Source organism: Streptomyces sp. NBC_00572, from assembly GCF_026341815.1.
GTDB lineage: Bacteria > Actinomycetota > Actinomycetes > Streptomycetales > Streptomycetaceae > Streptomyces.
On the sequence record NZ_JAPENX010000001.1, the window covers coordinates 2,372,249 to 2,397,836 of the forward strand.

Sequence of the window (25,588 nt, forward strand, 5' to 3'; positions counted from 1 at the left end):
CGGCTCAGCCCGCCGCGCCGCCGCCCGCCCGGACCAGGCCCGTCTCGTACGCGAGGACGACCACCTGCACCCGGTCACGCAGGCCCAGCTTGGTCAGGATGCGGCCCACATGGGTCTTCACCGTCGCCTCGGAGAGGACGAGCCGGGCGGCGATCTCGCCGTTCGACAGGCCCTGCGCGACCAGCATCATCACCTCGCGCTCCCGGTCCGTGAGGCGCCCCAGCTCCTTGTGCTCGGGCTCCTTGCCCGAGGACGGCAGCATCGGCGAGAAACGGTCGAGGAGCCGCCGCGTGGTCGAGGGCGCCACCACCGCGTCACCGCTGTGCACCGAGCGGATCGCGCCGAGCAGCTCCGCCGGGGGCACGTCCTTCAGCATGAAGCCGCTCGCGCCCGCCTTCAGCCCCGAGAACGCGTACTCGTCGAGGTCGAAGGTGGTCAGGATCAGCACCTTCGGGGCGCCCTCCCGTCGCCCGCCACCACTCTTGTCCGAGGCGCCCCGCGCCGCCCCTTCCTGTGGCGAACAGATCCGCCGGGTCGTCTCCACCCCGTCCAGCTTGGGCATGCGCACGTCCATCAGCACGACGTCGACCGCCGTCGAGCGCAGCACCTCCAGCGCCTCGACCCCGTCGCCCGCCTCCGCCACGACCTCCATGTCCGGTTGGGCGGCGAGCACCATGCGGAAACCGGTGCGCAGCAGCACCTGGTCGTCGACAAGCATCACGCGGATGGACATCAGATTCCTTCGGGTCGTCAGTGAGCGGGCTGGTCGCCCGGGGGACGTCAGTGAACGGGTTTGAGCGGGAGCAGGGCGCTGATCCGAAAGCCTCCGCCGGGACGCGGGCCCGCGTCCAGCGTGCCGCCGACCATGCCGACCCGCTCGCGCATGCCGATCAGACCGTGGCCCCGGCCGTCGGCGCCCCCGTCCTCGTACATCTCCTGCGGCGCGCCACGGCCGTCGTCCTCGACGAGCAGCCCGAGTCCGTCGTCGAAGTACACCAGCCGGACGCTGGCGCCGACGTCAGGACCGCCGTGCTTGCGCGTGTTGGTGAGGGCCTCCTGCACGATCCGGTACGCGGTGAGCTCGACGCCGCTGGGCAGCGGGCGCGGGCTCCCCTCGATCGCGAAGTCCACGGTGAGACCGGCGCCCCGCACCTGCTCGACCAGATCCTCGATCTGCTTCACGTCGGGCTGCGGCACGTACTCCCCGGCCTCCTGGTGCTCTCCGGTGCGCAGGATGCCGAGCAGCCTGCGCATCTCGGCGAGCGCCTGGCGGCCGGTGGTGGAGATGGTGTCCAGGGCCTGCTTGGCGGTCTCCGGGGAGGAGTCCATGACGTACGCGGCGCCGTCGGCCTGCACGACCATCACCGACACGTTGTGCGCGACGACGTCGTGCAGCTCGCGGGCGATCCGGGCCCGCTCGGCGGCGACCGCGACCTTGGCCTGGGCCTCGCGCTCCTGCTCCAGGCGGGAGGCCCGCTCCTCCAGCTGCGCGAAGTAGGCGCGGCGGGTGCGGAGCGAGTCGCCGAGGACCCAGGCGAGGACGAACGGCACGGTCATGATGATCGTGAAGAAGACCTGGGCCGCGCTCGACTGCGGACCGTCCACCGGCCATCTCAGCTGCGAGAGCGTCGCGGCGGACAGTCCGCCGACCAGTGCGAGCCGGGATGCCCAGCGGGGGCCGTCGTGCGCGGCGACGGTGTAGATGATCACGAGCATGGCGAAGTCGGCCATGAACGGTGTCAGGCCGAAGCCGAGCTGCGCGAGGCCGAGGCCGACCGCGAGGACCAGCATCTTCTCCGGGGCACGTCGCCGCAGGGCCACGACCAGGGAGAACAGCACGGCGACGAGGCCGTACCCGAGGGGATGGCCCTCCACCTGGCCCGTGCTTGCCGACACCACCCACAGCATGGAGAACCCCAGGAGGACGACCGCCCAGAAGGTGTCGACGCCCGTCGGGTGTCTGCGGATGAAGTCGTAAAGGCGCTGCACGTCACCCAGAGTAGGGAAGGGAGATAGGTGCAGGGATCAACCGTGGGGTCGATCCTTGGCGCGGGACCCGTACTCCCCGAGGTGGAGACTGGGGCGCGTGACGGATGAGACGTGTCAGTGGCAGGGGTGGCGACAGGCCACGGAACGGGCGCTGTACGGCCCCGGGGGCTTCTATCTGCGGCCCGAGGGGCCTGCGGGGCACTTCCGCACCTCGGTGCACGCCTCCCCGCTCTTCGCGGGGGCCGTCGCCCGGCTGCTGGCCGAGGTCGCGGAGGAGCTGGGAACGGCCGAGGTCGACCTCGTGGACGTGGGCGCGGGACGGGGCGAGCTGCTCACGGGGGTGCTCGCGGCGACGGCCTCGCGGGGTGGGCCCGGGCTCACGGTCCGGGCGTACGCCGTCGAGCGCGCGGCCCGGCCCGCCGGGCTCGATCCCCGGATCGAGTGGACCGACCGGCTCCCCCAGGGCGTCCGGGGGCTGATCTTCGCGAACGAATGGCTCGACAACGTGCCGGTGGACGTGGCCGAGGCGGACGCGGCGGGCACGGCCCGGTACGTGGAGGTCCGCACGGACGGTACGGAACGGCTCGGCGGCCCCGTCGCCGGCCCGGACGCGGAGTGGCTGGCCCGCTGGTGGCCACTGCGGGAGCCCGGCACGCGTGCGGAGATCGGCCGGCCGCGCGACGAGGCCTGGGCGTCGGCGGTGGCCTCGCTCGCGGCGGGCCGCGCGGTGGCCGTGGACTACGCGCACGTACGGGCCGCCCGACCGCCCTTCGGCTCGCTGACCGGCTTCCGGGCGGGCCGCGAGGTCCCGCCGGTCCCGGACGGCGGCTGCGACCTGACCGCCCATGTGGCAGTCGACGCGTGCGCGGCGGCGGTCGGAGGCACCCACGGGTCGCCCGTGGCCGAGCTGATCACGCAGCGAGAGGCGCTGGGGCGGCTCGGGGTGTCCGGCGGGCGGCCGCCGCTCTCGCTCGCCTCGACCGATCCCGTCGCGTACGTCCGTGCCCTCTCCTCCGCCGGGGAGGCCGCCGAGCTGACCGCCCGCGGCGGTCTCGGCGACTTCCGCTGGCTGACCCAGCGGGTCACGGGCGGGGCTACGAGGCCTCCGGGGCAGGGGGGATACTGACCGCATGACGGAGACGACGGTCGGCATCGGCGGCGCGGCGGAGAGCACCGACATGGTGCTGAACATCGGGCCGCAGCATCCCTCGACCCACGGTGTGCTCCGGCTCCGGCTCGTGCTCGACGGCGAGGTCGTGCGCCAGGCCGAGCCGGTGATCGGCTACATGCACCGCGGTGCCGAGAAGCTCTTCGAGGCGCGGGACTACCGGCAGATCATCATGCTGGCCAACCGTCACGACTGGCTCTCCGCCTTCTCCAACGAGCTCGGCGTGGTCATGGCCGTCGAGCGGATGCTGGGCATGGAGGTCCCCGAGCGCGCGGTGTGGACCCGTACGCTCCTCGCCGAGCTGAACCGGGTCCTCAACCATTTGATGTTCCTCGGCTCGTACCCCCTCGAACTGGGTGGGATCACCCCGGTCTTCCACGCCTTCCGGGAGCGCGAGGAGCTCCAGGCCGTGATGGAGGAGGTCTCCGGCGGCCGGATGCACTACATGTTCAACCGGGTCGGCGGCCTCAAGGAGGACCTGCCCGCCGGCTGGCTGGGCCGGGCCCGCCAGGCCGTCGCGGACGTGCGCTCGCGGATGGACGTGTACGACCGGCTCGTCCTCGGCAACGAGATCTTCCGGGGCCGTACGCGCGGGGTCGGCGTCCTGTCCGCGGCCGCGGTCCACTCGTACGGGGTGTCCGGGCCCATCGCCCGCGCCTCGGGCGTCGACTTCGACCTGCGCCGCGACGAGCCGTACCTGGCCTACGGGGAGCTGCAGGACACCCTGCGGGTCGCCGTGCGCGAGGAGGGCGACTGCCTGGCCCGGTTCGAGTGCCTGCTGGAGCAGACGCACAACTCCCTGGACCTCGCGGACGCGTGCCTGGACCGGATGGCCGAGCTGCCGCCGGGGCCGATCAACCAGCGGCTGCCGAAGGTGCTCAAGGCGCCGGAGGGCCACACGTACGCGTGGACCGAGAATCCGCTCGGCGTCAACGGCTACTACCTGGTGTCCAAGGGCGAGAAGACGCCGTACCGGCTGAAGCTGCGCTCGGCGTCCTTCAACAACATCCAGGCGCTGGTGGAACTGCTGCCGGGGACGCTGGTCGCGGACATGGTGGCGATCCTGGGATCGCTGTTCTTCGTCGTCGGCGACATCGACAAGTAGCGGGACCCGGCCGGGGGCCTGGCCCGGGGGTCAGGCCTGGGGGCGGTGCCCGCAGCTCATCACGACGTACTCCCGCTCCTCCTTGCCGGGGCGACGCCGGTCGACCACGGTCCAGCCCCAGCGCTCGTACCGGTCGGTCAGCTCCGGCACGTCGAGGGTCATGAGGAGAGCCCGGCCCTGCGTCCCGCTCACGAGCAGGGCGTCGTGGAGCGCGCGGCCGAGGCCGCGCCCCTGGTTCCCGGGGGCGACGACGAGTTCGGCGAGTTCGAAGGCGGGCTCCCCGCCGGTCAGGACGGTGTCGGTCCAGCCGGCCGCGAACCCGAGCAGGGCACCGTCGGCATCGAGCGCGACCACCGCGTTGAACTCGTCCTTCCGCGCGGCCGAGTCGAGCAGCCGGTCCACGGTGCGTACGGCGCCGAGCGGCGGCTCGTGCCAGGGGGCGCCGCAGAAGGCCTGGGCGCACAGGGCGAGCAGTTCGTCGCGGTACGGGGCGACCTCGCCTGCCGGGAGGTAGGCGAGGCGGTACGTCACGAGTTCACCGCTCCGCGCAGTTCGGCGACATCCAGCTGTTCGGTCTCGTCGTGCGCGGTCAGGTCGATGACCTGGCCGATCGCCTGGGCGGGCGCCGGGACCCGGGGGGCGAGCGGGTTGCCCGGGGTGCCGGTGGGGCTGATCGGGGTGAGCACCGGGGTGCCGAGCACGGCCTGGGCGGCGAGGGCCTCTTCGAGGACCTCTTCGCCCACGACGTCGGCGAGGTCGGTGTTCTGCACGGCCTCGATGGCGGCCGCCGCCTTCTGCGTACCGAAGAAGTCGAAGCCGCCCTCGGGGCGCGGGACGGGCCTGCGGGCCGCGTACGGGACGATCGCGGTCGCGGTCGGCACCACCGGCACCATCGTGGAGGCGGGCGGGACCGGCGCGGCCGGCGGGAGCGCGAGGGCGGGGGCGGCCGGGCGGCTGTGCTCGTTTCCGGCGGCCGCCGCGTGCTTCCCCTGCGGTTCCTCCGTCTCGCGGGCCCGCTCGGCGAGGTCACGCGCGCGTGCGGCCTCGGTGGTGCGGCGGGCCTGCTGGGCCGCGGCGTTGCGCGGGAGGTCGCGCAGCGCCTGGGCGGCGCGGCGGAAGACCTCGGGGGTGAGCGTGGAGCCTCCTGCGGGCAGTGCCTTGGCGGCGCCGGGCGTACCGGACGCCGACTCCAGGGCCAGGACCCGGGCGCCTTCCAGGGCGCTGGCCCGCTCGGTCTCCGCCGTGGCGTACCGGCGGAGCAGGTCGGCGTGCTCGCCGCGCAGCCCGGCGAGCTCCACGCGCTTGGCGCGGAGCTTGGCGTCGAGCCGGGAGCGCAGCGCGCGCGCCTCCTCCAGGTCGGACTCCAGCTCGGCGACCCGCTCCTCGGCCTTCCACTGGTCGGCGGTGCGGGCCCGGTCGAGCTCGGCGACGCGCAGGCCGGCGCTCCGGTCCCAACTGCGCATGAGGACGGCACCGGTGACGGCGGCGGCCGCCGCGGCGGCCGCGAGCAGCCGTACGACGATCAGGTCACCGGGAAGCCAGGCGGCCGCGGCGCACACGACCGCGGCGCCGGCGACCGCGGAGGGCGGCAGCAGCTTGTGCAGAGGCGGGGAATGGCGGTGGCGTCCACGTGGCATGGCCTGAAATTTACCGTGCGTAGGCGCTGTGTGGGGCGTCGGCCCGGCAATCTCTTGGCCACTTCTCGCCATCAGAAGTGGATATCCACCGTTCCGGTTCCGTTTCGAGCCGACTCCCCTCACCCGGTGCCTACTTCTTGAGCAGCCCCTTCGTCTCCAGATACTCCTTGGCGACGTCCTCCGGCTTCGCCCGCTCGGCGTCCACCTTGCGGTTGAGTTCGGCGAGATCCGCTGTGGTCAGCACCTTGGTGATCTTGTCCAGGGCGGCGACGATCTCGGGGGAACCGGCGTCCTTGGCGTTGACCACGGGCAGCACGTTGTCGGCGTTCTGCAGCTTCTTGTCGTCCTCCAGGAAGACAAGGCCGTAGCTGTCGACGGTGGCGTCCGTGGTGGTCGTCAGGACCAGCTGGTCCACCCCGTCCTTCACCGCCTGCTTGGACTGCGGGGTGCCGACGCCCTTGGGGTCGATCCCGGTCACGTCGATCCCGTACGTCTTCTTCAGGCCGGGCGCGCAGAACGGCCGCACCGCACATTCGTCACCGGCGGCGATCTTCACCTTCAGCTTCGCACCGCCGAGATCGGAAAGCGTCTTCAGCTTGTTCTTCTCGGCGAATTCCTTCGTCACCGCGAACGCGTTCTGATCGACCGCCTCACCGACCGCGAGCACCTTCAGGCCGCGCGGTTCGGCGAGCTTCCGCAGCGCCTCGACCGTGGCCGTCGCGTCACCGGAGGCGACCGGCTTGTCCTCGGGCGCCTTCGGCCCGTTCACCTTCGCGTTGAGGAATTCCGCGATCGTCGCCGCGTATTCGGGGACGACGTCGATCTCGCCCTTCTCAAGGGACGGCTCGTACAGCTCGCGATTCTTCACGGTGGTGATGGACACGGAGTATCCGGCGTCCCGCAGCGTCTGGGCGTACAGCTCGGCGAGCACCTTGGCCTCCGTGAAGGCCGCCGCGCCGACCACCAGCGAACCCTTCTCCGCGCCGCCGGAGTTCCCGGTGTCCCCGGAGCTTCCCGAGTTCTTCTTGCCCTGCTCCAGGCTGTCGCCGCCGCACGCGGCGAGAGCGACGGTCAGCGCCGCCGTACCCAGCAACGCACCCGCGATACGCGAGACCCTGTTCACGAGATCACCCATCCCCAGTCGACGTTCAATGAGAAGTTCACAACCCGCGCGTCCGCGCGAGGAGGCGGTCGGCGGCCACGAGGACGCCCTCCACCAGCAGGGCCAGCAGCGCCACGAGCACCGCGCCCGCGACGACCTGCGCCGTGTCGTACGTGGCGAAGCCGGCCGTGATGATCCGGCCCAGGCCGCCCTGGCCGACCATCGCCGCGACCGTCGCCGTGGCCACCACCTGCACCGCGGCCGAGCGCACCCCGGTCATCACCACCGGCCGGGCCAGCGGGAGTTCGACCTTCCGGAAGAGCTGGCCGCCCGTCATCCCCATGCCCCGTGCCGCCCGCACCGCGGCCCGGTCCACCTCCCGCATCCCCACGTACGCGTTGGTGAGGAGCGGCGGTATCGCGAACAGCACGAGCGCCACGACCGTCGGCACGTATCCGGCGTTCCGCAGGGGCGACACCATGAACAGGGCGAGGACCGCGAAGACGGGGATCGCCCGCCCCACGTTCGACACGTTCACCGCGAGCGTCCCGCCCTTGCCGAGGTGGCCGAGCCACAACCCCAGCGGCAGCGCGAGCGCCCCGGCTATCAGCAGCGCCGCCCCGCTCACGTACACGTGCTCGGCGAGCCGCTGCCCGATGCCCTCCTCGCCCGTCCAGTGCGCGCCGGTGGTGAGCCAGCCCCAGGCGTCCGTCACGATGCCCATCTCACCCACCTCCCGGCGCGGTCCGTATCCGGGTCCACGGCGTCAGCAGCCGCTGGAGTCCCAGGAGCAACAGGTCGGCGGCGACGGCGAGCAGCACGCACAGCACCGAGGCGGCGAGCATCTGCGCCTTGAAGAAGGTGGGCAGCGCGTCCTCGATGAGATTGCCGAGGCCGCCGCGGCCGACGACCGAACCGACCGTGGTCAGCGCGATCGTGGAGACCGTCGCCATCCGTATCCCCGCCATCAGCACCGGGAGCGCCAGCGGCAGTTCGACCTGCCACAGGAGCCGCAGCGAGCCGTACCCCATGCCCCGGGCGGCCTCCCGGGTCTCGGCGGGCACCGCCGCGAGCCCCGCGAGCGTGTTCCGCACGAGGATCGTCAGGGCGTACAGCACGAGGCCGGTCACCACGAGCGCCGACGAGAGCCCGAAGACGGGCAGCAGCAGCGAGAACATGGCGAGCGACGGCACCGTGTACAGCAGGGTGGTCAGTCCGAGGACGGGTCCCGCGAACCGGGGCCGGGCCCGGACGAGCAGCGCGAGCGGCACCGCGACGGCGAGCGCGATCAGCACGGACACGACCGTGATTCCCACATGCTGGAGGGTGGCGTCCGTCAACTCCTGGGAGCGCGTGCGCAGATACTCACCGCAGATCCAGTCGTTCGTGACCAGACAATTCGGTGCGCTCATCCGTCCCTCCCCCCGGGTCGCCGATCTTCCGAACGCATGTCTGACGACCCTAACCCCCGCCACCGACAATCCCCGAGACCCGCCACAATGCGGCAACACGCCCTTCACACACCCCCGGCATCCAGGGGCCAGAATGGGGAACCATGATCCGGTTCGAGCACGTGACCAAGCGGTACGCGGACGGCACCACCGCCGTCGACGACCTCTCCTTCGAGGTGGCGGAGGGCGAACTCGTCACCCTGGTCGGGCCGTCCGGCTGCGGCAAGACGACCACGATGATGATGGTGAACCGGCTCGTCGAACCGACCTCCGGACGCGTCCTCGTCGACGGCGTGGACATCGCCGACGTCGACCCCGTCGCCCTGCGCCGCAAGATCGGCTACGTCATCCAGCAGGTCGGGCTCTTCCCCCACCGCACGGTCCTCGACAACACCGCGACCGTCCCCGCCCTCCTCGGCTGGAAGAAGGCCGCCGCACGCGCGCGTGCCGCCGAACTCCTCGACCTCGTCGGCCTCGACCCGGCCGTCTACGGCTCCCGCTACCCCGCGCAGCTCTCCGGCGGTCAGCGCCAGCGCGTCGGCGTGGCCCGCGCCCTCGCCGCGGACCCGCCGGTCCTCCTCATGGACGAACCGTTCGGCGCCGTCGACCCCGTGGTCCGCGAGCGCCTCCAGAACGAGTTCCTCGCCCTCCAGGCCACCGTCCGCAAGACCGTCCTCCTCGTCACCCACGACATCGAGGAGGCCGTCCGCATGGGCGACCGCATGGCCGTCTACGGACAGGGCCGCATCGAGCAGTTCGACACCCCGGCGACCGTCCTCGGCTCCCCCGCCACCCCGTACGTCGCGGACTTCGTCGGCAGCGACCGGGGCCTGAAGCGGCTGGCGGTCACACCCGTCACCGAGGCCGACCTCGAACCCGTACCGGCGGGACATCCCGCGGCCCTGGAAAAGCCCGCGAGCCGGAACGGCGCCCCCGACCCCGTCCCGCTCGGGACCTCGCTCAAGGACGCCCTCGCCGTGCTCCTCCAGCACGACACGGGCCGGCTCACTGTCACCGGCGACGACGGCCGCCCCCTCGGCGTCCTCACCCCGGAGGGCGTCCACCGCGCCCTGCGCCGGGCGTCGGCCACGGCCCCGGCTTCCTGAGCGAGGCTCAGGTCGCGCTGAGCTTGCCGCTCATCCAGACCAGCCCCGGCGGGATCTCCCGGTTCCACGTGTTGAAGTTGTGGCCGCCGCTCTCCAGCGTGATCGACGAGACCTTCGCCGGGCTCTTCACCCTCTTGATGAAGTCGAGCGTGCCCCGGCGGTTGCCCTCGCCCTGCTTCGACGTCGTCACCAGGAACGACGAGTCGCCCTGCCGGCCGTGGTCCAGGCTCCACAGCAGATCGCCCCGCTTGCGCAGCCGGTCGTCCCCGTGGAAGAGATCGCCCGTCGTCACGTCCTCCGCCGCCCGGTAGTACGCGGAGAACCCCGCCCCCGCGGCGAACCGGTCCGGGTGGTGCAGAGCGATCTTCAGCGCGCAGTACCCGCCCGTGGAGTTCCCCATGAACCCCCAGTTACGGGGCTTCGTGCCCACCCGGTACGTCTCCGAGACGGCCTTCGGCAGGTCCTCGGCGAAGAAGGTCTCCGTCTGCGGGCCACCGGGAATGTCCACGCACTCGGTGTCCCGCGGCGGGGCCACCGTCGGCCGGAGCATCACCAGGATCATCGGCTGCATCCGTCCCTCCTTCGCCTGGAGGTACGCCGTCTTCGGGTACTTCAGCCCCTTGATCAGGTTCTCGGCCGTGCCCGGATAGCCCGTCAGCACCACCGCGGCCGGGAACGTGCGCTTCGCGTACCGCTCCTGGAAGTACTCCGGCGGCAGGTACACATAGGCCGACGAGGCGATCTTGGACCGCTCCCCCGCCACCACGACCTTCTGTATCTGGCCGGCGACCGACGGACGGCCGCCGCCGGGCACGTCGAGTCCCTGCTTCCCCACCACCCGCAGGTCCTTCGAATCGCCCGCGTGGTCGACGACCACACCCATGTCCTGCTCCTGCCCGAACAGGTCCGCCCACGAACCGTAGAAGAGGAAGGACCGGTTCGCCGCCAGGCCCACCGCCGCGAACAGCGCCACCTGCGTCACGAGCAGCAGCCCGACCCGCCCCACCACGGCCCGCCAGCCACGACGCGCGAGCCGCGGCCAGAACCAGACCGTGGCGAGGAACAGCGCCACGGCCAGCACGACCGCCACCACGAGAACTTTGTTACTGGTGAGACCCATGGGACGACCGAGCCTTCTTTCCGAGAATTTCCTGTGAACCGATGAACCCGACCCCGCACGACTCCGTCCTAGAAGGCGCACCAACCGGAACGGCCCGCCGAACGCGCCGCAGGGCCCGACCGGAGTCAAGGACCCTTCGCAGGACCACGGGAAGCACGGGAAGCCATGTCTGTCACAGTAGATGGGGACAAATCAGGATTGGTTCCGGTTCGGGTACGCCGTATTCTCCGCGGCCCCCGCCCCGAGAAGGTCCCCGCCCTCGTCGGCACGGCCTGCACCCTGATCGGCTTCGTCGACATCGCCACCGGAGTCTTCCCCCGCTTCCGCGCCAGCCGTATGCGCGCGCTCGCGGAAGTCCTCCCCGGCACCATCGGCCCCCTCTCCTCCGCCCTCGCCCTGAGCGCCGGCGTCCTCCTGCTCCTCCTCGCCCACGGCCTCAAGCGGCGCAAGCGCCGCGCCTGGCGCGCCGCCGCCGTCCTCCTCCCCGTCGGCGCCGTCGCCCAGTTCGTCTGGCGCCACTCCGTCCTCGGCACCCTCCTCTCCCTCGTACTCCTCGCATTCCTCCTGCGCCACCGCGGCGAGTTCGCCGCCCTGCCCGACCCCCGCAGCCGCTGGCGCGCGCTCGCCAACTTCGTCGTCATGGGCGCCGGATCCATCGCCCTCGGCCTCGTCATCGTCAGCGCCCACCCGCGCCGCGTCATCGGCAGCCCCAGCCTCGCCGACCGCCTCGAACACGTCCTGTACGGACTCTTCGGCGTCGAAGGCCCCGTCAGGTACACCAACGGCGTGGACTGGACCGTCGGCTACTCCCTCGGCGCCCTCGGCATGCTCACCGCCCTCACCACCATCTACCTCGCCTTCCGCCCCGAGCACCCCGCCGCCCGCCTCACCGACGAGGACGAGGTCCGGCTCCGCGCCCTCCTCGACCAGCACGGCGGCCGCGACTCCCTCGGCCACTTCGCGCTCCGCAGCGACAAGGGCGTCGTCTTCTCCCCCAGCGGAAAGGCCGCCGTCTGCTACCGCGTCGTCTCCGGCGTCATGCTCGCCAGCGGCGACCCCATCGGCGACGTCGAGGCCTGGCCCGGCGCCATCGAACGCTTCATGGACGAGGCCAAGGCCCACTCCTGGACCCCCGCCGTCATGGGCTGCTCCGAGACCGGCGGCCAGGTCTGGACCCGCGAGACCGGCCTCGACGCCCTCGAACTCGGCGACGAGGCGGTCGTCGACGTCGCGGATTTCTCCCTCGCCGGACGGGCCATGCGCAACGTCCGCCAGATGGTCAAGCGCATCGAACGCAACGGTTACACCACCCAGGTCCGCCGCGTCCGTGACCTCGACGACGCCGAACTCGAACAGGTCCGCCGCGCCGCCGCCGACTGGCGCGGCACCGACACCGAGCGCGGCTTCTCCATGGCCCTCGGCCGCATCGGCGCCCCCGGCGACGGCGACGCCGTCATAGCGACCGCCCACAAGACCGACGCGGACGACGCCCCGGACTCCGCCTACGGCGACCTCAAGGCGATCATCCACTTGGTCCCCTGGGGCCCCGACGGCATGTCCCTCGAACTCATGCGCCGCGACCGCTCCGCCGACCCCGGCATGAACGAGCTCCTCATCGTCGCCGCCCTCCAGGCCTCCCCCGACCTCGGCATCGCGCGCGTGTCCCTCAACTTCGCCATGTTCCGCTCGGCCCTCGCCCGCGGCGAGAAGATCGGCGCCGGACCCGTCCTGCGCGTCTGGCGAGGACTCCTCGTCTTCCTCTCCCGCTGGTTCCAGATCGAGTCGCTGTACAAGTTCAACGCCAAGTTCCAGCCCCGCTGGGAACCCCGCTTCGTCGTCTACCGCAAGAGCCGCGACCTCCCCCGCATCGGCTTCGCCGCCATGCAGGCCGAAGGCTTCGTGAACTTCTCCCTGCCCCGTCCCTTCACCCGCAGGCGCCCCGCCCCGGCCCGCCGCCCCTGCGCCCACATCGTCCCCGCGGCGACGGAGCGCGGGATCCGCGCCGCCTGATCACCCCCCTGGGCCCTACGCTGGACACATGAGTACGACGATCGACCGGGGTACGGCCCGGGGCCTGCCGGAGTGGGACCGCTGCGCGGTCATGGGCGTGGTCAACGTGACGCCCGATTCCTTCTCCGACGGCGGCCGCTGGTTCGACACCACGGCCGCCGTCAAACACGGCCTCGAACTCGCCGCCGAGGGCGCCGACCTCATCGACGTCGGCGGCGAGTCCACCCGGCCCGGCGCCAGCCGCGTCGACGAGGAGGAAGAACTCCGCCGCGTCGTCCCCGTCGTCCGCGGCCTCGCCGCCGAAGGCGTCACCGTCTCCGTCGACACCATGCGCGCCAGTGTCGCCGCCCGCGCCGTCGAAGCCGGCGCCCTCCTCGTCAACGACGTCAGCGGCGGCCTCGCCGACCCCGGCATGATCCCCGCCGTCGCCGCCGCCGAAGTCCCCTTCGTCGTCATGCACTGGCGCGGATTCAGCCAGGACATGAACAGCCTCGCCGTCTACGACGACGTCGTCACCGAGGTCGTGGGCGAACTCCGCACCCGCCTGGAAGCCGTCGTCGACGGCGGCATCGACCCCGAGCGCATCGTCGTCGACCCGGGCCTCGGCTTCGCCAAGCTCGCCCCCCACGACCTCGCCCTCGTCGCCCACCTCCCCGAGCTCCGCGCCCTCGGCCGCCCCCTCCTGGTCGCCGCCTCCCGCAAACGCTTCCTCGGCCACGTCCTCGCCCACGAGGGCTCCGCCCCGCCCCCCGCCCGCGAACGCGACGCCGCCACCGCCGCCGTCTCCGCCCTCGCCGCCCACGCGGGCGCGTGGGCCGTCCGCGTCCACGAGGTCCGGGCCACCGCCGACGCCGTACGGGTCGCCCGCGCCGTCGAGGGAGCCGCGTGAGCCGCAGCACCGACGCGGCGGCCGTCGAAGCCGCCAACACCGCCTTCTACGAGGCGATGGAGACCGGCGACTTCGAGCGCGTCTCGGACCTCTGGCTCGACGACGGAGCCACCCCCATCACCTGCGTCCACCCCGGCTGGCCCGTCCTCACCGGCCGCGGCGAGGTGCTCCGCTCGTACGCGCTGATCATGGCGAACACCGAGTACATCCAGTTCTTCCTCACCGACCTCAAGGTCTCCCTGGCCGGCCGCACCGCCGTCGTCACCTGCACCGAGAACATCCTCAGCGGCGGCCCCGCCGAGGACGGCGCCGAACTGGGACCCCTCGTCGGCCAGCTCGTCGTCGCCACCAATGTGTTCCGCCACACATCCGACGGCTGGAAGATCTGGTCCCACCACGCCTCTCCCGTCCTTGCGGAGACCGAGGAGAACGAGGACGGCGACCCCGGTACGGACAAGGCCTGAACCCCCTCCCCTGACCCGCCCACGGCCCCCGAGGGCAAGCGCTGTCGGTCCCCGCGGGTAGATTCGATGCTGGACACCCGGCCGTCCGCACCCGGCTGCGTGGCCACCGAACTACGACAGCAGGAGTGATTCGCGTGGATCGTGTCGCGCTGCGCGGCCTCAAGGCCCGGGGCCACCACGGCGTCTTCCCCAAGGAGCGCGAGGAGGGCCAGACCTTCATCGTGGACCTGGTCCTCGGCCTGGACACCCGCCCGGCGGCCGCCGACGACGACCTGGCCAAGACCGTTCACTACGGGATCGTCGCCGAAGAGGTCGTCGACGTCGTCCAGGGCGAGCCCGTCGACCTCATCGAAACCCTCGCCGAGCGCATCGCCCAGCAATGCCTCAGCCACGCCGGGGTACAAGAGGTGGAAGTCGTCGTCCACAAGCCGGACGCACCCATCACCGTGCCCTTCGACGACGTGACCATCACGATCACCCGGAGCCGACGATGAAGCCGACACAGAGCGACCCCACCGTCCAGCCCGTACCGGCCTCCGTCGTCGCGACCGTCGACGCCGCCGACACGACGCTGTCCAACCCCCGCTGGGCCGTCGTGGCCCTCGGCGCCAACCTCGGCAACCGCCTGGAGACCCTCCAGGGGGCCGTCGACGCCCTCGCGGACACCCCGGGCCTCCGGGTCAAGGCCGTCTCCCCCGTGTACGAGACGGAGCCCTGGGGCGTCGAGCCCGGCACCCAGCCCTCGTACCTCAACGCCGTCGCGCTCCTCAAGACGACCCTGCCGCCCTCCTCCCTCCTGGAGCGGGCCCACGCCGTCGAGGAGGCCTTCCACCGCGTCCGCGAGGAGCGCTGGGGCGCCCGCACCATCGACGTCGACATCGTCGCCTACGCGGACGTGGTCTCCGAGGACCCCGTCCTCACCCTCCCGCACCCCCGCGCCCACCAGCGCGCCTTCGTCCTCGCCCCCTGGCACGACGTGGACCCCGAAGCCCGGATCCCCGGCCACGGCCCCGTCGCCGAGCTCCTCGCCACCCTCGGCAGCGAAGGCGTCGCACGCCGCGCCGACCTGGAACTCCGTCTGCCCGAGTAGTCGTTACGCTTCGTGGCAGACCGCCCGACCACGACCGACGACCACGCGAAGGACATCCGGTGAAACAACTGCGGCTCAAGGTGCTCGCCGGACTGTTCCTCGTGGCCGGAATCCTCTCCTGGGGCGCCGCGCGGCTCTGGGACGCGGTCGGCACCCTTCCCAGCGTGCCGATCGCCGCGCCCATCGTCCTCGCCGTGATCGCGGTCGTGCTCACGGCGACCGCCCTCTCGATCCGCGCCCGCCTCAAGGCCCAGCGCGAGCGCCGCCCCGGCGCCAAGGGCGTCGAACCCCTGATGGCGGCCCGCGCGGTGGTCTTCGGCCAGGCGAGCGCCCTGGTGGCCGCCCTCGTCGCCGGCATGTACGGCGGCACGGGCGTCTTCCTCCTCGGCTCCCTCGACGTCCCGGCGCGCCGCGACCAGGCTCTCTACGCCGCCTTCGCGGTCCTGGCCGGCCTGGCCGTCATCGCCGCCGCCCTCTTCCTGGAGCGCGTCTGCAAGCTCCCGGAGGACGACGACAAGAACCAGGCACCGGCGGCCTAGGTCCCTACCAGGGCACCGCGCGAGGTGCCCTTCGCCTGGGCACATCCGTCCACGAGGTTCACCAGCATCTTGCCGGTCAGTCCGTACCCCATACCGATCCCCCTTGATCAGCGATCAACTCCACTGATCGGGGACGGTATGGAGCAAGGCGGACAGCTCGCCGCTAACGGGCCAATATCAGGGACATGGCCTCAGCGCGTGTCGTAGCGTCACGAAGCTGACCGCGCACAGCCGAGGTGGTCGTCTTCGCGCCCGGCTTACGGACGCCACGCAGAGCCATGCACATGTGCTCGGCCTCGATGACGACGATCGCACCACGGGCATCGAGGATGCGCATCAGCGAGTCAGCGATCTGTGTCGTCAGGCGCTCCTGCACCTGCGGGCGGCGGGCGAAGACGTCGACGAGGCGCGCCAGCTTGGAAAGTCCGGTGATCTTGCCCGTTTCGGCCGGAATGTAACCGATGTGGGCTACACCATGAAACGGGAGCAGATGATGCTCGCATTGGGACGTCAGTTCGATATCCTTCACGAGGACCATCTCGTCGTGCCCCAGGTCGAACGTCGTCGTCAGAACGTCCTCGGGCTTCTGCCACAGGCCCGCGAAAAGCTCCTTGTAAGCCCGCGCCACCCGCGCCGGCGTCTCCTTCAGGCCCTCGCGGTCCGGGTCCTCGCCGACCGCGATGAGGAGCTCGCGTACGGCTGCTTCGGCGCGCTTCTCGTCGAACTCGCCGATCTTGCCCTCGCCGTCCAGCGTCACCGGGTCGGTCATCTCTGTGCCTCGTTCCGTCTGAACTGATGTGCGCGGAAAAGCCGCGCCCCCACAGGCTAAAACCTGTGGGGGCGCGGCAGCCATTCCGGGGGTCGGGACGGTCAGTCCTCCGGGGTGTCCACCGGGGCGATGTCGATGCCCTTCGTGGTGTCGACCGTCGGGGCCGCCGAGCCGTTCGCCGTGTTCGTCAGGGCGAGCTCCTTGGGGGAGAGCACCGGCGGACGCGTGGACGGGGTACGGCGGGAGGAGCCGGTCCAGGCCGGGCGGGCCGGGCGCTTGACGATGGGGGTGAAGATCTCGGCGATCTCCTCCTTGCCCAGCGTCTCCTTCTCCAGGAGGGCGAGGACCAGGTTGTCGAGAACGTCTCGGTTCTCGACGAGGATCTCCCAGGCCTCGTTGTGCGCGGTCTCGATGAGCTTCTTGACCTCTTCGTCGACCAGCGCGGCGACCTCTTCCGAGTAGTCCCGCGGGTGCGACATCTCGCGCCCGAGGAACGGCTCGGTGTTGTCGCCGCCGAACTTGATCGCGCCCAGACGCTCGGTCATGCCGTACTGCGTGACCATCGCTCGCGCGGTGGCCGTGGCCTTCTCGATGTCGTTGGCCGCGCCCGTGGTCGGGTCGTGGAAGACGAGCTCCTCGGCCGCGCGCCCGCCCAGCATGTAGCCCAGCTGGTCGAGCATCTCGTTGCGGGTGGTGGAGTACTTGTCCTCGTCCGGCAGGACCATCGTGTAGCCCAGGGCACGGCCGCGGGACAGGATGGTGATCTTGTGGACGGGGTCGGAGTTCGGCAGGGCCGCCGCGACGAGGGCGTGGCCGCCCTCGTGGTACGCGGTGATCTTCTTCTCCTTTTCCGACATGATCCGGGTCCGCTTCTGCGGGCCCGCGACCACACGGTCGATCGCCTCGTCGAGCGCGTTGTTGTCGATCAGCTTCTGATCGCCGCGCGCGGTGAGGAGCGCCGCCTCGTTGAGGACGTTGGAGAGGTCCGCGCCGGTGAAGCCGGGGGTGCGTCGGGCGACGGCGCCGAGGTCGACGTCCGGAGCGACCGGCTTGCCCTTCTGGTGGACCTTGAGGATCTCCAGACGGCCCAGCATGTCCGGTCGGTCGACGGCGATCTGCCGGTCGAACCGTCCGGGGCGCAGGAGGGCGGGGTCGAGGATGTCGGGCCGGTTCGTGGCGGCGATCAGGATGACGCCGCCCTTCACGTCGAAGCCGTCCATCTCGACGAGGAGCTGGTTGAGCGTCTGCTCGCGCTCGTCGTGGCCGCCGCCGAGGCCGGCGCCGCGGTGGCGTCCGACGGCATCGATCTCGTCGACGAAGACGATGGCGGGCGCGTTGGCCTTGGCCTGCTCGAAGAGGTCACGGACCCGGGAGGCACCGACACCGACGAACATCTCGACGAAGTCGGAACCGGAGATCGAGTAGAACGGCACCCCGGCCTCGCCGGCGACGGCGCGCGCGAGGAGCGTCTTGCCGGTTCCGGGCGGGCCGTAGAGCAGGACGCCCTTGGGGATCTTGGCGCCGACGGCCTGGAACTTCGCCGGCTCCTGGAGGAATTCCTTGATCTCGTGGAGTTCCTCGACGGCCTCGTCCGAGCCCGCGACGTCGGCGAAGGTGGTCTTCGGCGTGTCCTTGGTGATGAGCTTGGCCTTGGACTTGCCGAACTGCATGACGCGGGAGCCGCCGCCCTGCATCTGGTTCATCAGGAAGAGGAAGACGACCACGATGAGGACGAAGGGGAGGAGGGAGAGCAGGATCGAGACGAAGGGCGACTGCTTCGTCGGCGAGACGGTGTAGCCCTTCTCGATCTGCCCGGCCTCGAACTTCTCCTGCAGCTTGTCGGCGAGGTCGGCGCCCTGGGTGCCGATGTAGCTGGCCTGGACCTTGCTGCTGTTGTCGATCTTCTGGCCGTCGACGAGCTCGATCTTGACGATCTGCTCGTCACCGGTGGTGATCTTTGCCTGCTTGACCTGGTTCTTGTCGATCGCCTGGACGACCTTGCCGGTGTCCACCGTCTTGTAGCCCTCGGACGAGCCGACGACCTGCATCAGCACGACCACGGCGAGGACGGCCAGCACGATCCACATGACCGGCCCACGGAAGTATCGCTTCACGTCCATCCATACGGAGCGAGAACGCCCCGTCCCTCCTGCCCGTAGGAAAATGCTGCTGTGAGAGCTGCTGTATGAAAAAGCTGTTCTTCGGACGGTACCTCAGCATCGTCGCCCGCGACCGCCTTCCCGTGGTTCAACGGGGGGAAGGCGGTCGTGGTTCCCCGTACGACGGGACTGTCAGCTCGGGCTGTCAGCCGCCGTAGACGTGCGGGGCGAGCGTGCCGACGAACGGAAGGTTCCGGTACTTCTCGGCGTAGTCGAGGCCGTAGCCCACGACGAACTCGTTGGGGATGTCGAAACCGATCCACTTGACGTCGATCGCGACCTTCGCGGCCTCGGGCTTGCGCAGCAGCGTGCACACCTCCAGGGAGGCGGGCTCGCGCGAGCCGAGGTTCGACAGCAGCCAGGACAGGGTCAGGCCGGAGTCGATGATGTCCTCGACGATCAGGACGTGCTTGCCCTTGATGTCGGTGTCGAGGTCCTTGAGGATCCTGACGACGCCCGAGGACTGGGTGCCGGCGCCGTAGGAGGACACGGCCATCCAGTCCATGGTGACGGGGGTGGAAAGGGCGCGAGCCAGATCCGCCATCACCATCACCGCGCCCTTGAGGACGCCGACGATGAGCAGGTCCTTGCCCGCGTATTCCGCGTCGATCTTCGCGGCCAGCTCTGCCAGCTTGGCGTCGATCTCTTCCTTGGTGATGAGCACCGACTGGAGGTCGGTGCCCATGTCCTTCTCGTTCACCCGGGTCACTTTCGTTGCAGCGTGCGTCAGCCTTGCCGGATGACCAGTCTGCCACCCTGGCGGCGGGCTTCGACGCGGCCGGGCAGGTTGATGGCCCCCTGGCCGCGCCAGCCGGTGATGAGCCGGTCGACTTCTTCGATGTGCCGGGCGAAGAGGGAGCCCGCGGGCGCGCCCTCGGCGATGACGGCGCGGCGCAGGACGCGGCGGCGTACGGCGGGGGGCAGCCCGAAGAGCTTGGCGCATTCGAGGGCGCCCGCCTCGTCGCGTACGCGGGTCTCGGCGTCGGCGGCCCAGGTGTCGAGGGCGTCGGCGTCGTCGCGGGACAGCTGGGCCGTTCGGGCGAGGGCTTCGACGACGCCCTTGCCGAGGGCCTTCTCCAGGGCGGGGAGGCCCTCGTGGCGGAGGCGTGAGCGGGTGTAGGCGGGGTCGCTGTTGTGGGGGTCGTCCCAGACGGCGAGTTCCTGTGCGACGCAGGCCTTGCGGACGGTCTGGCGGTCGAGCTGGAGGAAGGGGCGCCGGTAGCGGCCGGAGGCACCGGAGATCGCGGCCATGCCGGAGAGCGAGCGGATGCCGGAGCCGCGGGCGAGCCCGAGCAGGACGGTTTCCGCTTGGTCGTCGCGGGTGTGGCCGAGGAGGATCGCGGCGGCTCCGTGGCGTTCGGCTGCGGCGTCGAGCGCCGCGTACCGCGCGTCGCGGGCGGCGGCTTCGGGTCCTCCTTCGCGGCCGACGGTGACGGCGACGGCCTCGGCGGGGGTGAGTCCGAGGGCGGTCATGCGTCCGGCGACCTCGCCGGCGCGGGTGTCGGAGCCGTCCTGGAGTCCGTGGTCGACGGTGATGCCGCCGGCGCGCACGGGAAGCTTGCGGGCCTCGAAGGCGAGGGCGGAGGCGAGCGCCATCGAGTCGGCGCCTCCGGAGCAGGCGACGAGCACGAGGGGGGTGTGTGCGTCGCGTGCGGGGGCGGGGTCGGTCTGGTGCTCGGTGAGAACGTCGTGGAGTACGCGGCGGACCGCCAGGCGTATCGCCGCGACCGCAGGATGGGGACCCATGTCCGGTGCCCTTCGTGAATGGGGTGGGGTGCCTCGGTCGGAGTCTTAACGGTCGGAAAGGGGGGTTCGGTCACTCAGAGTGCGTCGATGGTGACAGAAACCCGGCCGTTACCCGAGCATTGCACGCCTCACCCCATGCCCAGGGTCCCTCGGATGGGTGATTGGTGGGGTGTTCCGACGTGTTGCTGTGCCGTGTGCCGCACCAGTCTCACGAGTCTGCCTTACGGTGCACCCTCGCGATCCAGTCGGCGGGGGCGGCGATCTCGGTCTTGGTGGGGAGCGTGTTGGGGGAGGTCCACACGCGGTTGAAACCGTCCATGCCGACCTGGTCGACGACGGCGCGGACGAAGCGCTCGCCGTCGCGGTACTGGCGGAGTTTGGCGTCGAGGCCGAGGAGCTTGCGCAGGGCGAGGTCGAGGCGGGAGGCACCGCGTGCGCGGCGCTGCTGGAACTTCTCGCGGATCTCGGCGACGGAGGGCACGACCTGGGGTCCGACGCCGTCCATGACGTAGTCGGCGTGGCCTTCGAGGAGGGACATGACGGCGGTGAGGCGGCCGAGGATCTCGCGCTGCTCGGGGGTCTGGACGAGTTCGACGAGGGAGGGGGCGGGCTCGCCCTCCTCCGCTTCGGGGCGACCGCCGGCGAGGGTCTGGGCGGCTTCGCGGAGGCGTTCGACGACGGTGCCGGGGTCGACGTCGGTGGCGGCGAGGAACGACTGGATTTCGCCCTGGAGGTGGTCACGTAGCCAGGGGACGGCGGTGAACTGGGTGCGGTGGGTCTCCTCGTGGAGGCAGACCCAGAGCCGGAAGTCGTGCGGGTTGACCTCGAGTTCGCGTTCGACGTGGACGATGTTGGGCGCGACGAGGAGGAGGCGTCCGCCGCCGTTGCCTCCGGCGGGGAGGTCGCGGGTGGCGGGGGCGAAGGTCTCGTACTGGCCGAGGATGCGGGAGGCCAGGAACGACAGCAGCATGCCGAGTTCGACGCCGGTGACCTTGCCGCCGACGGCGCCGAGGACGGCGCTGCCCGCGTTGCCCGACCGGCGGTCCTGCATCTTCCCGAGGAGGGGGGTGAGGAGCTCGCGGAAGCCGGCGACGTTGGCCTTGATCCAGCCGGCCCGGTCGACGACGAGGACGGGCGTGTCGTGGGGCTCCATACCCTCGGGAATCATTCGGGTGTAGGCCCGGACGTGTTCCTCCGAGGCCTTGGCGTGCTTGCGGAGTTCGGCGACGACCTCGCGGGCCTCGTCGCGGCTGACTTCGGGTCCGGGCCGCACGAGGCGGGTCGCGGTCGCGACCGCGAGGTTCCAGTCGACCATCCCGGATGTGCCTGCGCCACCGATGCTCGTCATGCGTCAACCGTACGGTCTCGAAGCCTGTTCGGTGCGGGTTCGGGACGGCTTCCGTTCGGGTCGGGACGGGGGTGGCGCGGGGCGGGTGCCTGGTCAGTCCTGGCCGGCGAGGGCGGCGGAGAGGCGGTCGAGGGCGGGCTGCGCCTCGTACGGGGAGAAGGTGGCGCCGGCGAGGAACGCGAAGGCGAGGAGGCGTCCGTCGGCGGTGACGACGGTCCCGGCGAGGGTGTTGACACCCGTCAGGGTGCCGGTCTTGGCGCGGACGAGTCCGGCGCCCGCGGTGGCGGGTGCGGTGTCGAAGCGGCCGGCGAGGGTGCCGGTGAAGCCGCTGACGGGCAGTCCGGTGAGGAGCGGGCGCAGGGCGGGGCGGGCGGGGTCGGCCGCCCGGGTGAGGAGTCCGGTGAGGAGGGCGGCGGAGACGCGGTCGCGGCGGTCGAGTCCGCTGCCGTCGGCGAAGCGGGCGCCGGCGACGGGGAGGCCGAGCCGGGCGAGTTCGTCCCGTACGGCCTTGCTCGCGCCGTCGAAGCTCGCGGGCTGCTTCCTGGCGAGGGCGGTCTGGCGGGCCAGGGCTTCGGCGAGGTCGTTGTCGCTGTGGGTGAGGGTGTGCTCGACGAGGTCGGCGAGGGGGGCGGAGTACGTACGGGCGAGGGGGGCGGCCTTCGGGGTGCGGCCGGGGGCCGGGTCGCCGGTGACCTTGATCCCGGCCGCGGTGAGGTGGCCCGCGAAGGCGGTGGCGGTGTCGCCCGCCGGGTCGCCGGTGCGGGGCGCGGGGCCGCTCTCGCTGTCGTCGAGGCGTCCTTCGTCGGTCATGAGGGCGACGACGGGAGCGATGTTCTCGTTGGGGCCGATGGGGTGGAGCGTGGGGCCCGGGTAGAGGTTCGCGTCGTACGTGAGGCGTACGGAGGTGTGGCCGCGGGCGGTGAGGGCGCGGGCGGTGTCGGCGGCGAGGGCCTTGAGGCGGGCCGGGTCGAGGGTGGGGTCGCCGCCGCCGGTGAGGGTGACGGTCCGGCCGTCGGGGGCCGCGGTGACGGTGGTCGCGATGCGGTGGTCGGGGCCGAGGGCGGAGAGTGCGGCGGCGGCGGTGGCGATCTTGACCGTGGAGGCGGGGGTCATGGGGGTGCCGGCGCCCTCGCCGTACAGCTGCTTGCCGGTGGCGGTGTCGACGACGGAGGCGGTGCGCAGGGGGCCGAGACCAGGGTCGGCGAGGAGCGGTACGAGCCGGGCGGCGAGGTCCGCGGGGCGTCCGCCGGGGGCCGGGGCGTGGAGGGCGGTGAGGACGCCGGGGGCGCTCGGGGCGGGTGCGGGGCGGCGGGGCGGAGCGGGTGCGGGGGGCGGGGCGTGACGCGCGCCACCCGTCGTCGGGGCGGCGGCGCGGGCCCGCTCGGCCGTACGCTGACCCGAGTCCCACGGCCCGGCCGAGGTCACCGCCACGGCGGCCAGGGCCAGTCCGAGGGCGGCGGAGCCCGCCGTGAGCTGCCACATCCTCGGCTCGGGCATTGCTGACCAGCCCCTTTCGCGATCACACACGTGCGTGAGGGACACTTAATCACCGCGCGTCGTCGCGAGCATTCACTTGTGTTGATTCAGGAGGAGCCACCCGTGGAGTTCGACGTTCTCATCGAGATCCCCAAGGGATCGAGGAACAAGTACGAGGTCGACCACGAGACGGGTCGCATCCGCCTGGACCGTCGCCTGTTCACGTCGACGGCCTACCCGACCGACTACGGCTACGTCGAGAACACCCTCGGTGAGGACGGCGACCCGCTGGACGCGCTCGTCATCCTCGACGAGCCCACCTTCCCGGGCTGCCTGATCAAGTGCCGCGCCATCGGCATGTTCCGTATGACGGACGAGGCGGGCGGCGACGACAAGCTGCTGTGCGTCCCGGCCACGGACCCGCGCATGGAGCACCTGCGGGACATCCACCACGTGGCGGAGTTCGACCGCCTGGAGATCCAGCACTTCTTCGAGGTCTACAAGGACCTGGAGCCGGGCAAGTCGGTCGAGGGTGCGGACTGGGTCGGTCGCGCCGAGGCCGAGGAAGAGATCGAGAAGTCGTACGCGCGTGCCAAGGAGCAGGGCGGCCACTGAGTCGGTTCTGTTCTGAGCGTGTGAAGGCGGTGCACCCCTTGGGTGCACCGCCTTTCGCACGTCCATCGCACACTCATACTGGAATTCACGGTTCCCAGGGAGTGAGGCGGACAGAGTGGTGGCGGAGCCGGACGGCTCGAAGGACGGTCCCGAGGGCGTTCCGGAGGACCGGAAGCCGGTGTCGGACGAGGCGCGGAGCGCTTTCGTGCCGCCGGCCGGTGTGGCGCAGCCCGCGCCGCCCGAGGAGGAGCATCCGACCTCGGAGTTCGCCCTTCCCCCGGGACTGACGACGGAGCCGTCGGCCGAGCAGGAAGGTTCGGCGTTCGCGCCGCCGGCCACCTACTCGGCCAAGAACGCGCCGCCCGCCTTCACCCCGGCGTACGGGGTGCCCCTGGTGCGGCTCCCGCAGAACGCGCCGTGGCAGGACCGGATGCGGACCATGCTGCGGCTGCCGGTGGGTGAGCGGCCGGTGCCCGAGGCGTCGCGCAAGGAGGACGAGAGCGGTCCCTCGGTGCCGCGGGTGCTCGACCTGACGCTGCGCATCGGCGAGCTGCTGCTCGCGGGCGGGGAGGGCGCGGAGGACGTCGAGGCGGCGATGTTCGTGATCTGCCGCTCGTACGGTCTGGACCGCGTCGAGCCGACGGTGACCTTCACGCTGCTGTCCGTCACGTATCAGCCGTCGCTCGTCGACGACCCGATCACGGCGAACCGGACGGTACGACGGCGGGGGACGGACTACACGCGGCTCGCGGCGGTGTACACGCTGCTCGCCGACATCAACGCGCGGGCGCACGAGGTGACGCCCGAGGAGGCGTACGGGCGGCTCGCGGAGATACGGCGCAACCGGCACCCGTATCCCGGCTGGGTCCTGACGGCGGCGGCGGGCGTGCTCGCCGGTGCGGCCTCGGTGCTGCTCGGCGGCGGTCCGACGGTGTTCTTCGTGGCGGCGCTGGGCGCGGTGCTCGGCGACCGGCTGGCGTGGCTGTTCGCCGGGCGCGGGATGCCGGAGTTCTACCAGTTCCTGGTGGCGGCGATGCCGCCGGCGGCGATGGGCGTGCTCCTGACGATGCTGCACGCGGATCTGCGGCCGTCGGCGGTGATCACCGGTGGCCTGTTCGCGCTGATCCCGGGGCGGGCGCTCGTGGCGGCCGTGCAGGACGGTCTGACCGGCTTCTACATCACGGCCTCGGCCCGGCTCCTGGAGGTCGCGTACTTCTTCGTCGCGATCGTGGTGGGCGTGCTGTCGGTGCTGTACATCGCGGTGCAGTTCGACGCGCAGCTGAACCCCGAGGGGGCGCTGACGGCGGTCGAACGGCCGGTGACGCAGATCCTTGCGTCGATGGTGCTGTGCGCGACCTTCGCCATCCTGTTGCAGCAGTCGCGGGCGACGGTGCTCTTCGCGACGCTGAACGGCGGGGTCGCCTGGGTGATCTACGCGTCGATCGCGGTGACCGCGGACGGGTCGACGGTCATGGCGACGGCGGTGGCGGCGGGTCTGGTGGGCCTCTTCGGGCAGCTGATCGCCCGCTACGAGCACACCTCGTCGCTGCCGTACGTGACGGCGGCGATCGGCCCGCTGCTGCCCGGTTCGGCGACGTACTTCGGGGTGCTCGCGATCGCCCAGAACAACCTGGACCAGGGCTTCGCCTCCCTTGCGAAGGCGGCGGCCCTGGCCTTGGCGATCGCGATCGGCGTGAACCTGGGAGGCGAGCTGGCCCGCCTCTTCATGCAGGCCCCCGGCGCCGCCGCGGCCCGTCGTGCGGCCAAGCGGACCAGGGGCTTCTAGGGGGTGTTCCGGTGCCGGT

General features: G+C 71.5%; 25 protein-coding genes. 11 read left to right on the top strand and 14 right to left on the bottom strand.

Annotated elements, in window-relative coordinates:
- Positions 1-4: 4 nt before the first annotated feature.
- Together OG514_RS10735 and OG514_RS10740 are read right to left on the bottom strand one after the other, a co-directional pair.
- Positions 5-733 (bottom strand): response regulator transcription factor, encoded by a 729-nt coding sequence (locus OG514_RS10735; RefSeq protein WP_266893262.1) that lies wholly within the window; start codon positions 731-733, stop codon positions 5-7.
- Positions 734-780: 47 nt separating this feature from the next.
- Entirely contained in the window at positions 781-1,989 is a 1,209-nt protein-coding gene (locus OG514_RS10740; RefSeq protein WP_266893264.1) for a sensor histidine kinase, read from the bottom strand.
- Between the two features lie 97 nt (positions 1,990-2,086).
- Here OG514_RS10740 and OG514_RS10745 point away from each other — a divergent pair, with 97 nt between their 5' ends.
- Positions 2,087-3,115, top strand: coding sequence for an SAM-dependent methyltransferase (locus OG514_RS10745; RefSeq protein ID WP_266893266.1), 1,029 nt, complete (start codon positions 2,087-2,089; stop codon positions 3,113-3,115).
- 4 nt (positions 3,116-3,119) lie between these two features.
- Entirely contained in the window at positions 3,120-4,262 is a 1,143-nt protein-coding gene (locus OG514_RS10750; protein ID WP_266893268.1) for an NADH-quinone oxidoreductase subunit D, read from the top strand.
- Positions 4,263-4,292: 30 nt separating this feature from the next.
- Here OG514_RS10750 and OG514_RS10755 read toward each other — a convergent pair whose 3' ends face one another.
- The 5 genes from OG514_RS10755 to OG514_RS10775 form a co-directional block, all read right to left on the bottom strand.
- A complete protein-coding gene (locus tag OG514_RS10755) occupies positions 4,293-4,793 on the bottom strand; it encodes a GNAT family N-acetyltransferase (RefSeq protein ID WP_266893270.1) in 501 nt (166 codons plus the stop codon).
- Entirely contained in the window at positions 4,790-5,899 is a 1,110-nt protein-coding gene (locus tag OG514_RS10760) for a hypothetical protein (RefSeq protein ID WP_266893272.1), read from the bottom strand. Before OG514_RS10760 ends, OG514_RS10755 begins: the two co-directional genes overlap by 4 nt.
- 130 nt (positions 5,900-6,029) lie before the next feature.
- Positions 6,030-7,034, bottom strand: coding sequence for an ABC transporter substrate-binding protein (locus tag OG514_RS10765; RefSeq protein ID WP_266893274.1), 1,005 nt, complete (start codon positions 7,032-7,034; stop codon positions 6,030-6,032).
- Positions 7,035-7,059: 25 nt separating this feature from the next.
- Positions 7,060-7,725: an ABC transporter permease gene (locus OG514_RS10770; protein ID WP_266893276.1), complete on the bottom strand. Its 666-nt coding sequence runs from the start codon at positions 7,723-7,725 to the stop codon at positions 7,060-7,062.
- 1 nt (position 7,726) lies between these two features.
- Complete coding sequence (locus tag OG514_RS10775; RefSeq protein WP_266893278.1) at positions 7,727-8,413, bottom strand: ABC transporter permease; 687 nt, start codon at positions 8,411-8,413, stop codon at positions 7,727-7,729.
- 143 nt (positions 8,414-8,556) lie between these two features.
- Here OG514_RS10775 and OG514_RS10780 point away from each other — a divergent pair, with 143 nt between their 5' ends.
- The gene (locus OG514_RS10780; RefSeq protein WP_266893280.1) at positions 8,557-9,558 is read left to right on the top strand and encodes an ABC transporter ATP-binding protein; all 1,002 of its coding nucleotides are present in this window, start codon (positions 8,557-8,559) and stop codon (positions 9,556-9,558) included.
- A gap of 7 nt (positions 9,559-9,565) precedes the next feature.
- Here the strand turns inward: OG514_RS10780 and OG514_RS10785 are convergent, their stop codons facing one another.
- Complete coding sequence (locus OG514_RS10785) at positions 9,566-10,678, bottom strand: esterase family protein (protein WP_266893282.1); 1,113 nt, start codon at positions 10,676-10,678, stop codon at positions 9,566-9,568.
- A gap of 165 nt (positions 10,679-10,843) precedes the next feature.
- On the opposite strand from OG514_RS10785, the gene OG514_RS10790 reads away from it, so the two are divergent.
- The 6 genes from OG514_RS10790 to OG514_RS10815 all read left to right on the top strand — a co-directional run bounded on the left by OG514_RS10790 (position 10,844) and on the right by OG514_RS10815 (position 15,670).
- The gene (locus OG514_RS10790) at positions 10,844-12,688 is read left to right on the top strand and encodes a phosphatidylglycerol lysyltransferase domain-containing protein (RefSeq protein ID WP_266893284.1); all 1,845 of its coding nucleotides are present in this window, start codon (positions 10,844-10,846) and stop codon (positions 12,686-12,688) included.
- A gap of 28 nt (positions 12,689-12,716) precedes the next feature.
- Complete coding sequence (gene folP / locus OG514_RS10795; RefSeq protein WP_266893286.1) at positions 12,717-13,577, top strand: dihydropteroate synthase; 861 nt, start codon at positions 12,717-12,719, stop codon at positions 13,575-13,577.
- Positions 13,574-14,041 (top strand): nuclear transport factor 2 family protein, encoded by a 468-nt coding sequence (locus tag OG514_RS10800; protein WP_266893288.1) that lies wholly within the window; start codon positions 13,574-13,576, stop codon positions 14,039-14,041. Before folP ends, OG514_RS10800 begins: the two co-directional genes overlap by 4 nt.
- A gap of 134 nt (positions 14,042-14,175) precedes the next feature.
- The gene (folB, locus tag OG514_RS10805; RefSeq protein WP_017240053.1) at positions 14,176-14,535 is read left to right on the top strand and encodes a dihydroneopterin aldolase; all 360 of its coding nucleotides are present in this window, start codon (positions 14,176-14,178) and stop codon (positions 14,533-14,535) included.
- The gene (gene folK / locus OG514_RS10810; RefSeq protein WP_266893298.1) at positions 14,532-15,131 is read left to right on the top strand and encodes a 2-amino-4-hydroxy-6-hydroxymethyldihydropteridine diphosphokinase; all 600 of its coding nucleotides are present in this window, start codon (positions 14,532-14,534) and stop codon (positions 15,129-15,131) included. Before folB ends, folK begins: the two co-directional genes overlap by 4 nt.
- A gap of 59 nt (positions 15,132-15,190) precedes the next feature.
- On the top strand, positions 15,191-15,670 hold the full coding sequence (locus OG514_RS10815) for a DUF3180 domain-containing protein (protein WP_266893300.1): 480 nt from the start codon (positions 15,191-15,193) through the stop codon (positions 15,668-15,670).
- 163 nt (positions 15,671-15,833) lie between these two features.
- Here the strand turns inward: OG514_RS10815 and folE are convergent, their stop codons facing one another.
- The 6 genes from folE to dacB form a co-directional block, all read right to left on the bottom strand.
- Positions 15,834-16,439, bottom strand: coding sequence for a GTP cyclohydrolase I FolE (gene folE / locus OG514_RS10820; RefSeq protein WP_266893302.1), 606 nt, complete (start codon positions 16,437-16,439; stop codon positions 15,834-15,836).
- Between the two features lie 101 nt (positions 16,440-16,540).
- Positions 16,541-18,559, bottom strand: a complete 2,019-nt coding sequence (gene ftsH, locus OG514_RS10825; protein ID WP_266893303.1) for an ATP-dependent zinc metalloprotease FtsH — start codon at positions 18,557-18,559, stop codon at positions 16,541-16,543.
- Between the two features lie 184 nt (positions 18,560-18,743).
- The gene (hpt, locus tag OG514_RS10830) at positions 18,744-19,283 is read right to left on the bottom strand and encodes a hypoxanthine phosphoribosyltransferase (protein ID WP_030219931.1); all 540 of its coding nucleotides are present in this window, start codon (positions 19,281-19,283) and stop codon (positions 18,744-18,746) included.
- 41 nt (positions 19,284-19,324) lie between these two features.
- A complete protein-coding gene (gene tilS, locus OG514_RS10835) occupies positions 19,325-20,344 on the bottom strand; it encodes a tRNA lysidine(34) synthetase TilS (RefSeq protein WP_266893305.1) in 1,020 nt (339 codons plus the stop codon).
- Positions 20,345-20,552: 208 nt separating this feature from the next.
- Positions 20,553-21,692 (bottom strand): zinc-dependent metalloprotease, encoded by a 1,140-nt coding sequence (locus OG514_RS10840; RefSeq protein WP_266893307.1) that lies wholly within the window; start codon positions 21,690-21,692, stop codon positions 20,553-20,555.
- A gap of 93 nt (positions 21,693-21,785) precedes the next feature.
- Positions 21,786-23,189 carry a D-alanyl-D-alanine carboxypeptidase/D-alanyl-D-alanine-endopeptidase gene (gene dacB / locus OG514_RS10845; protein ID WP_266893309.1) on the bottom strand — a complete coding sequence of 468 codons (1,404 nt, stop codon included), beginning with the start codon at positions 23,187-23,189 and terminating at the stop codon, positions 21,786-21,788.
- Positions 23,190-23,291: 102 nt separating this feature from the next.
- Here dacB and OG514_RS10850 point away from each other — a divergent pair, with 102 nt between their 5' ends.
- Both OG514_RS10850 and OG514_RS10855 read left to right on the top strand, forming a co-directional pair.
- The gene (locus OG514_RS10850) at positions 23,292-23,783 is read left to right on the top strand and encodes an inorganic diphosphatase (RefSeq protein ID WP_024758444.1); all 492 of its coding nucleotides are present in this window, start codon (positions 23,292-23,294) and stop codon (positions 23,781-23,783) included.
- Between the two features lie 115 nt (positions 23,784-23,898).
- Positions 23,899-25,569, top strand: coding sequence for a threonine/serine exporter ThrE family protein (locus OG514_RS10855; protein WP_266893318.1), 1,671 nt, complete (start codon positions 23,899-23,901; stop codon positions 25,567-25,569).
- Positions 25,570-25,588: the final 19 nt, after the last annotated feature.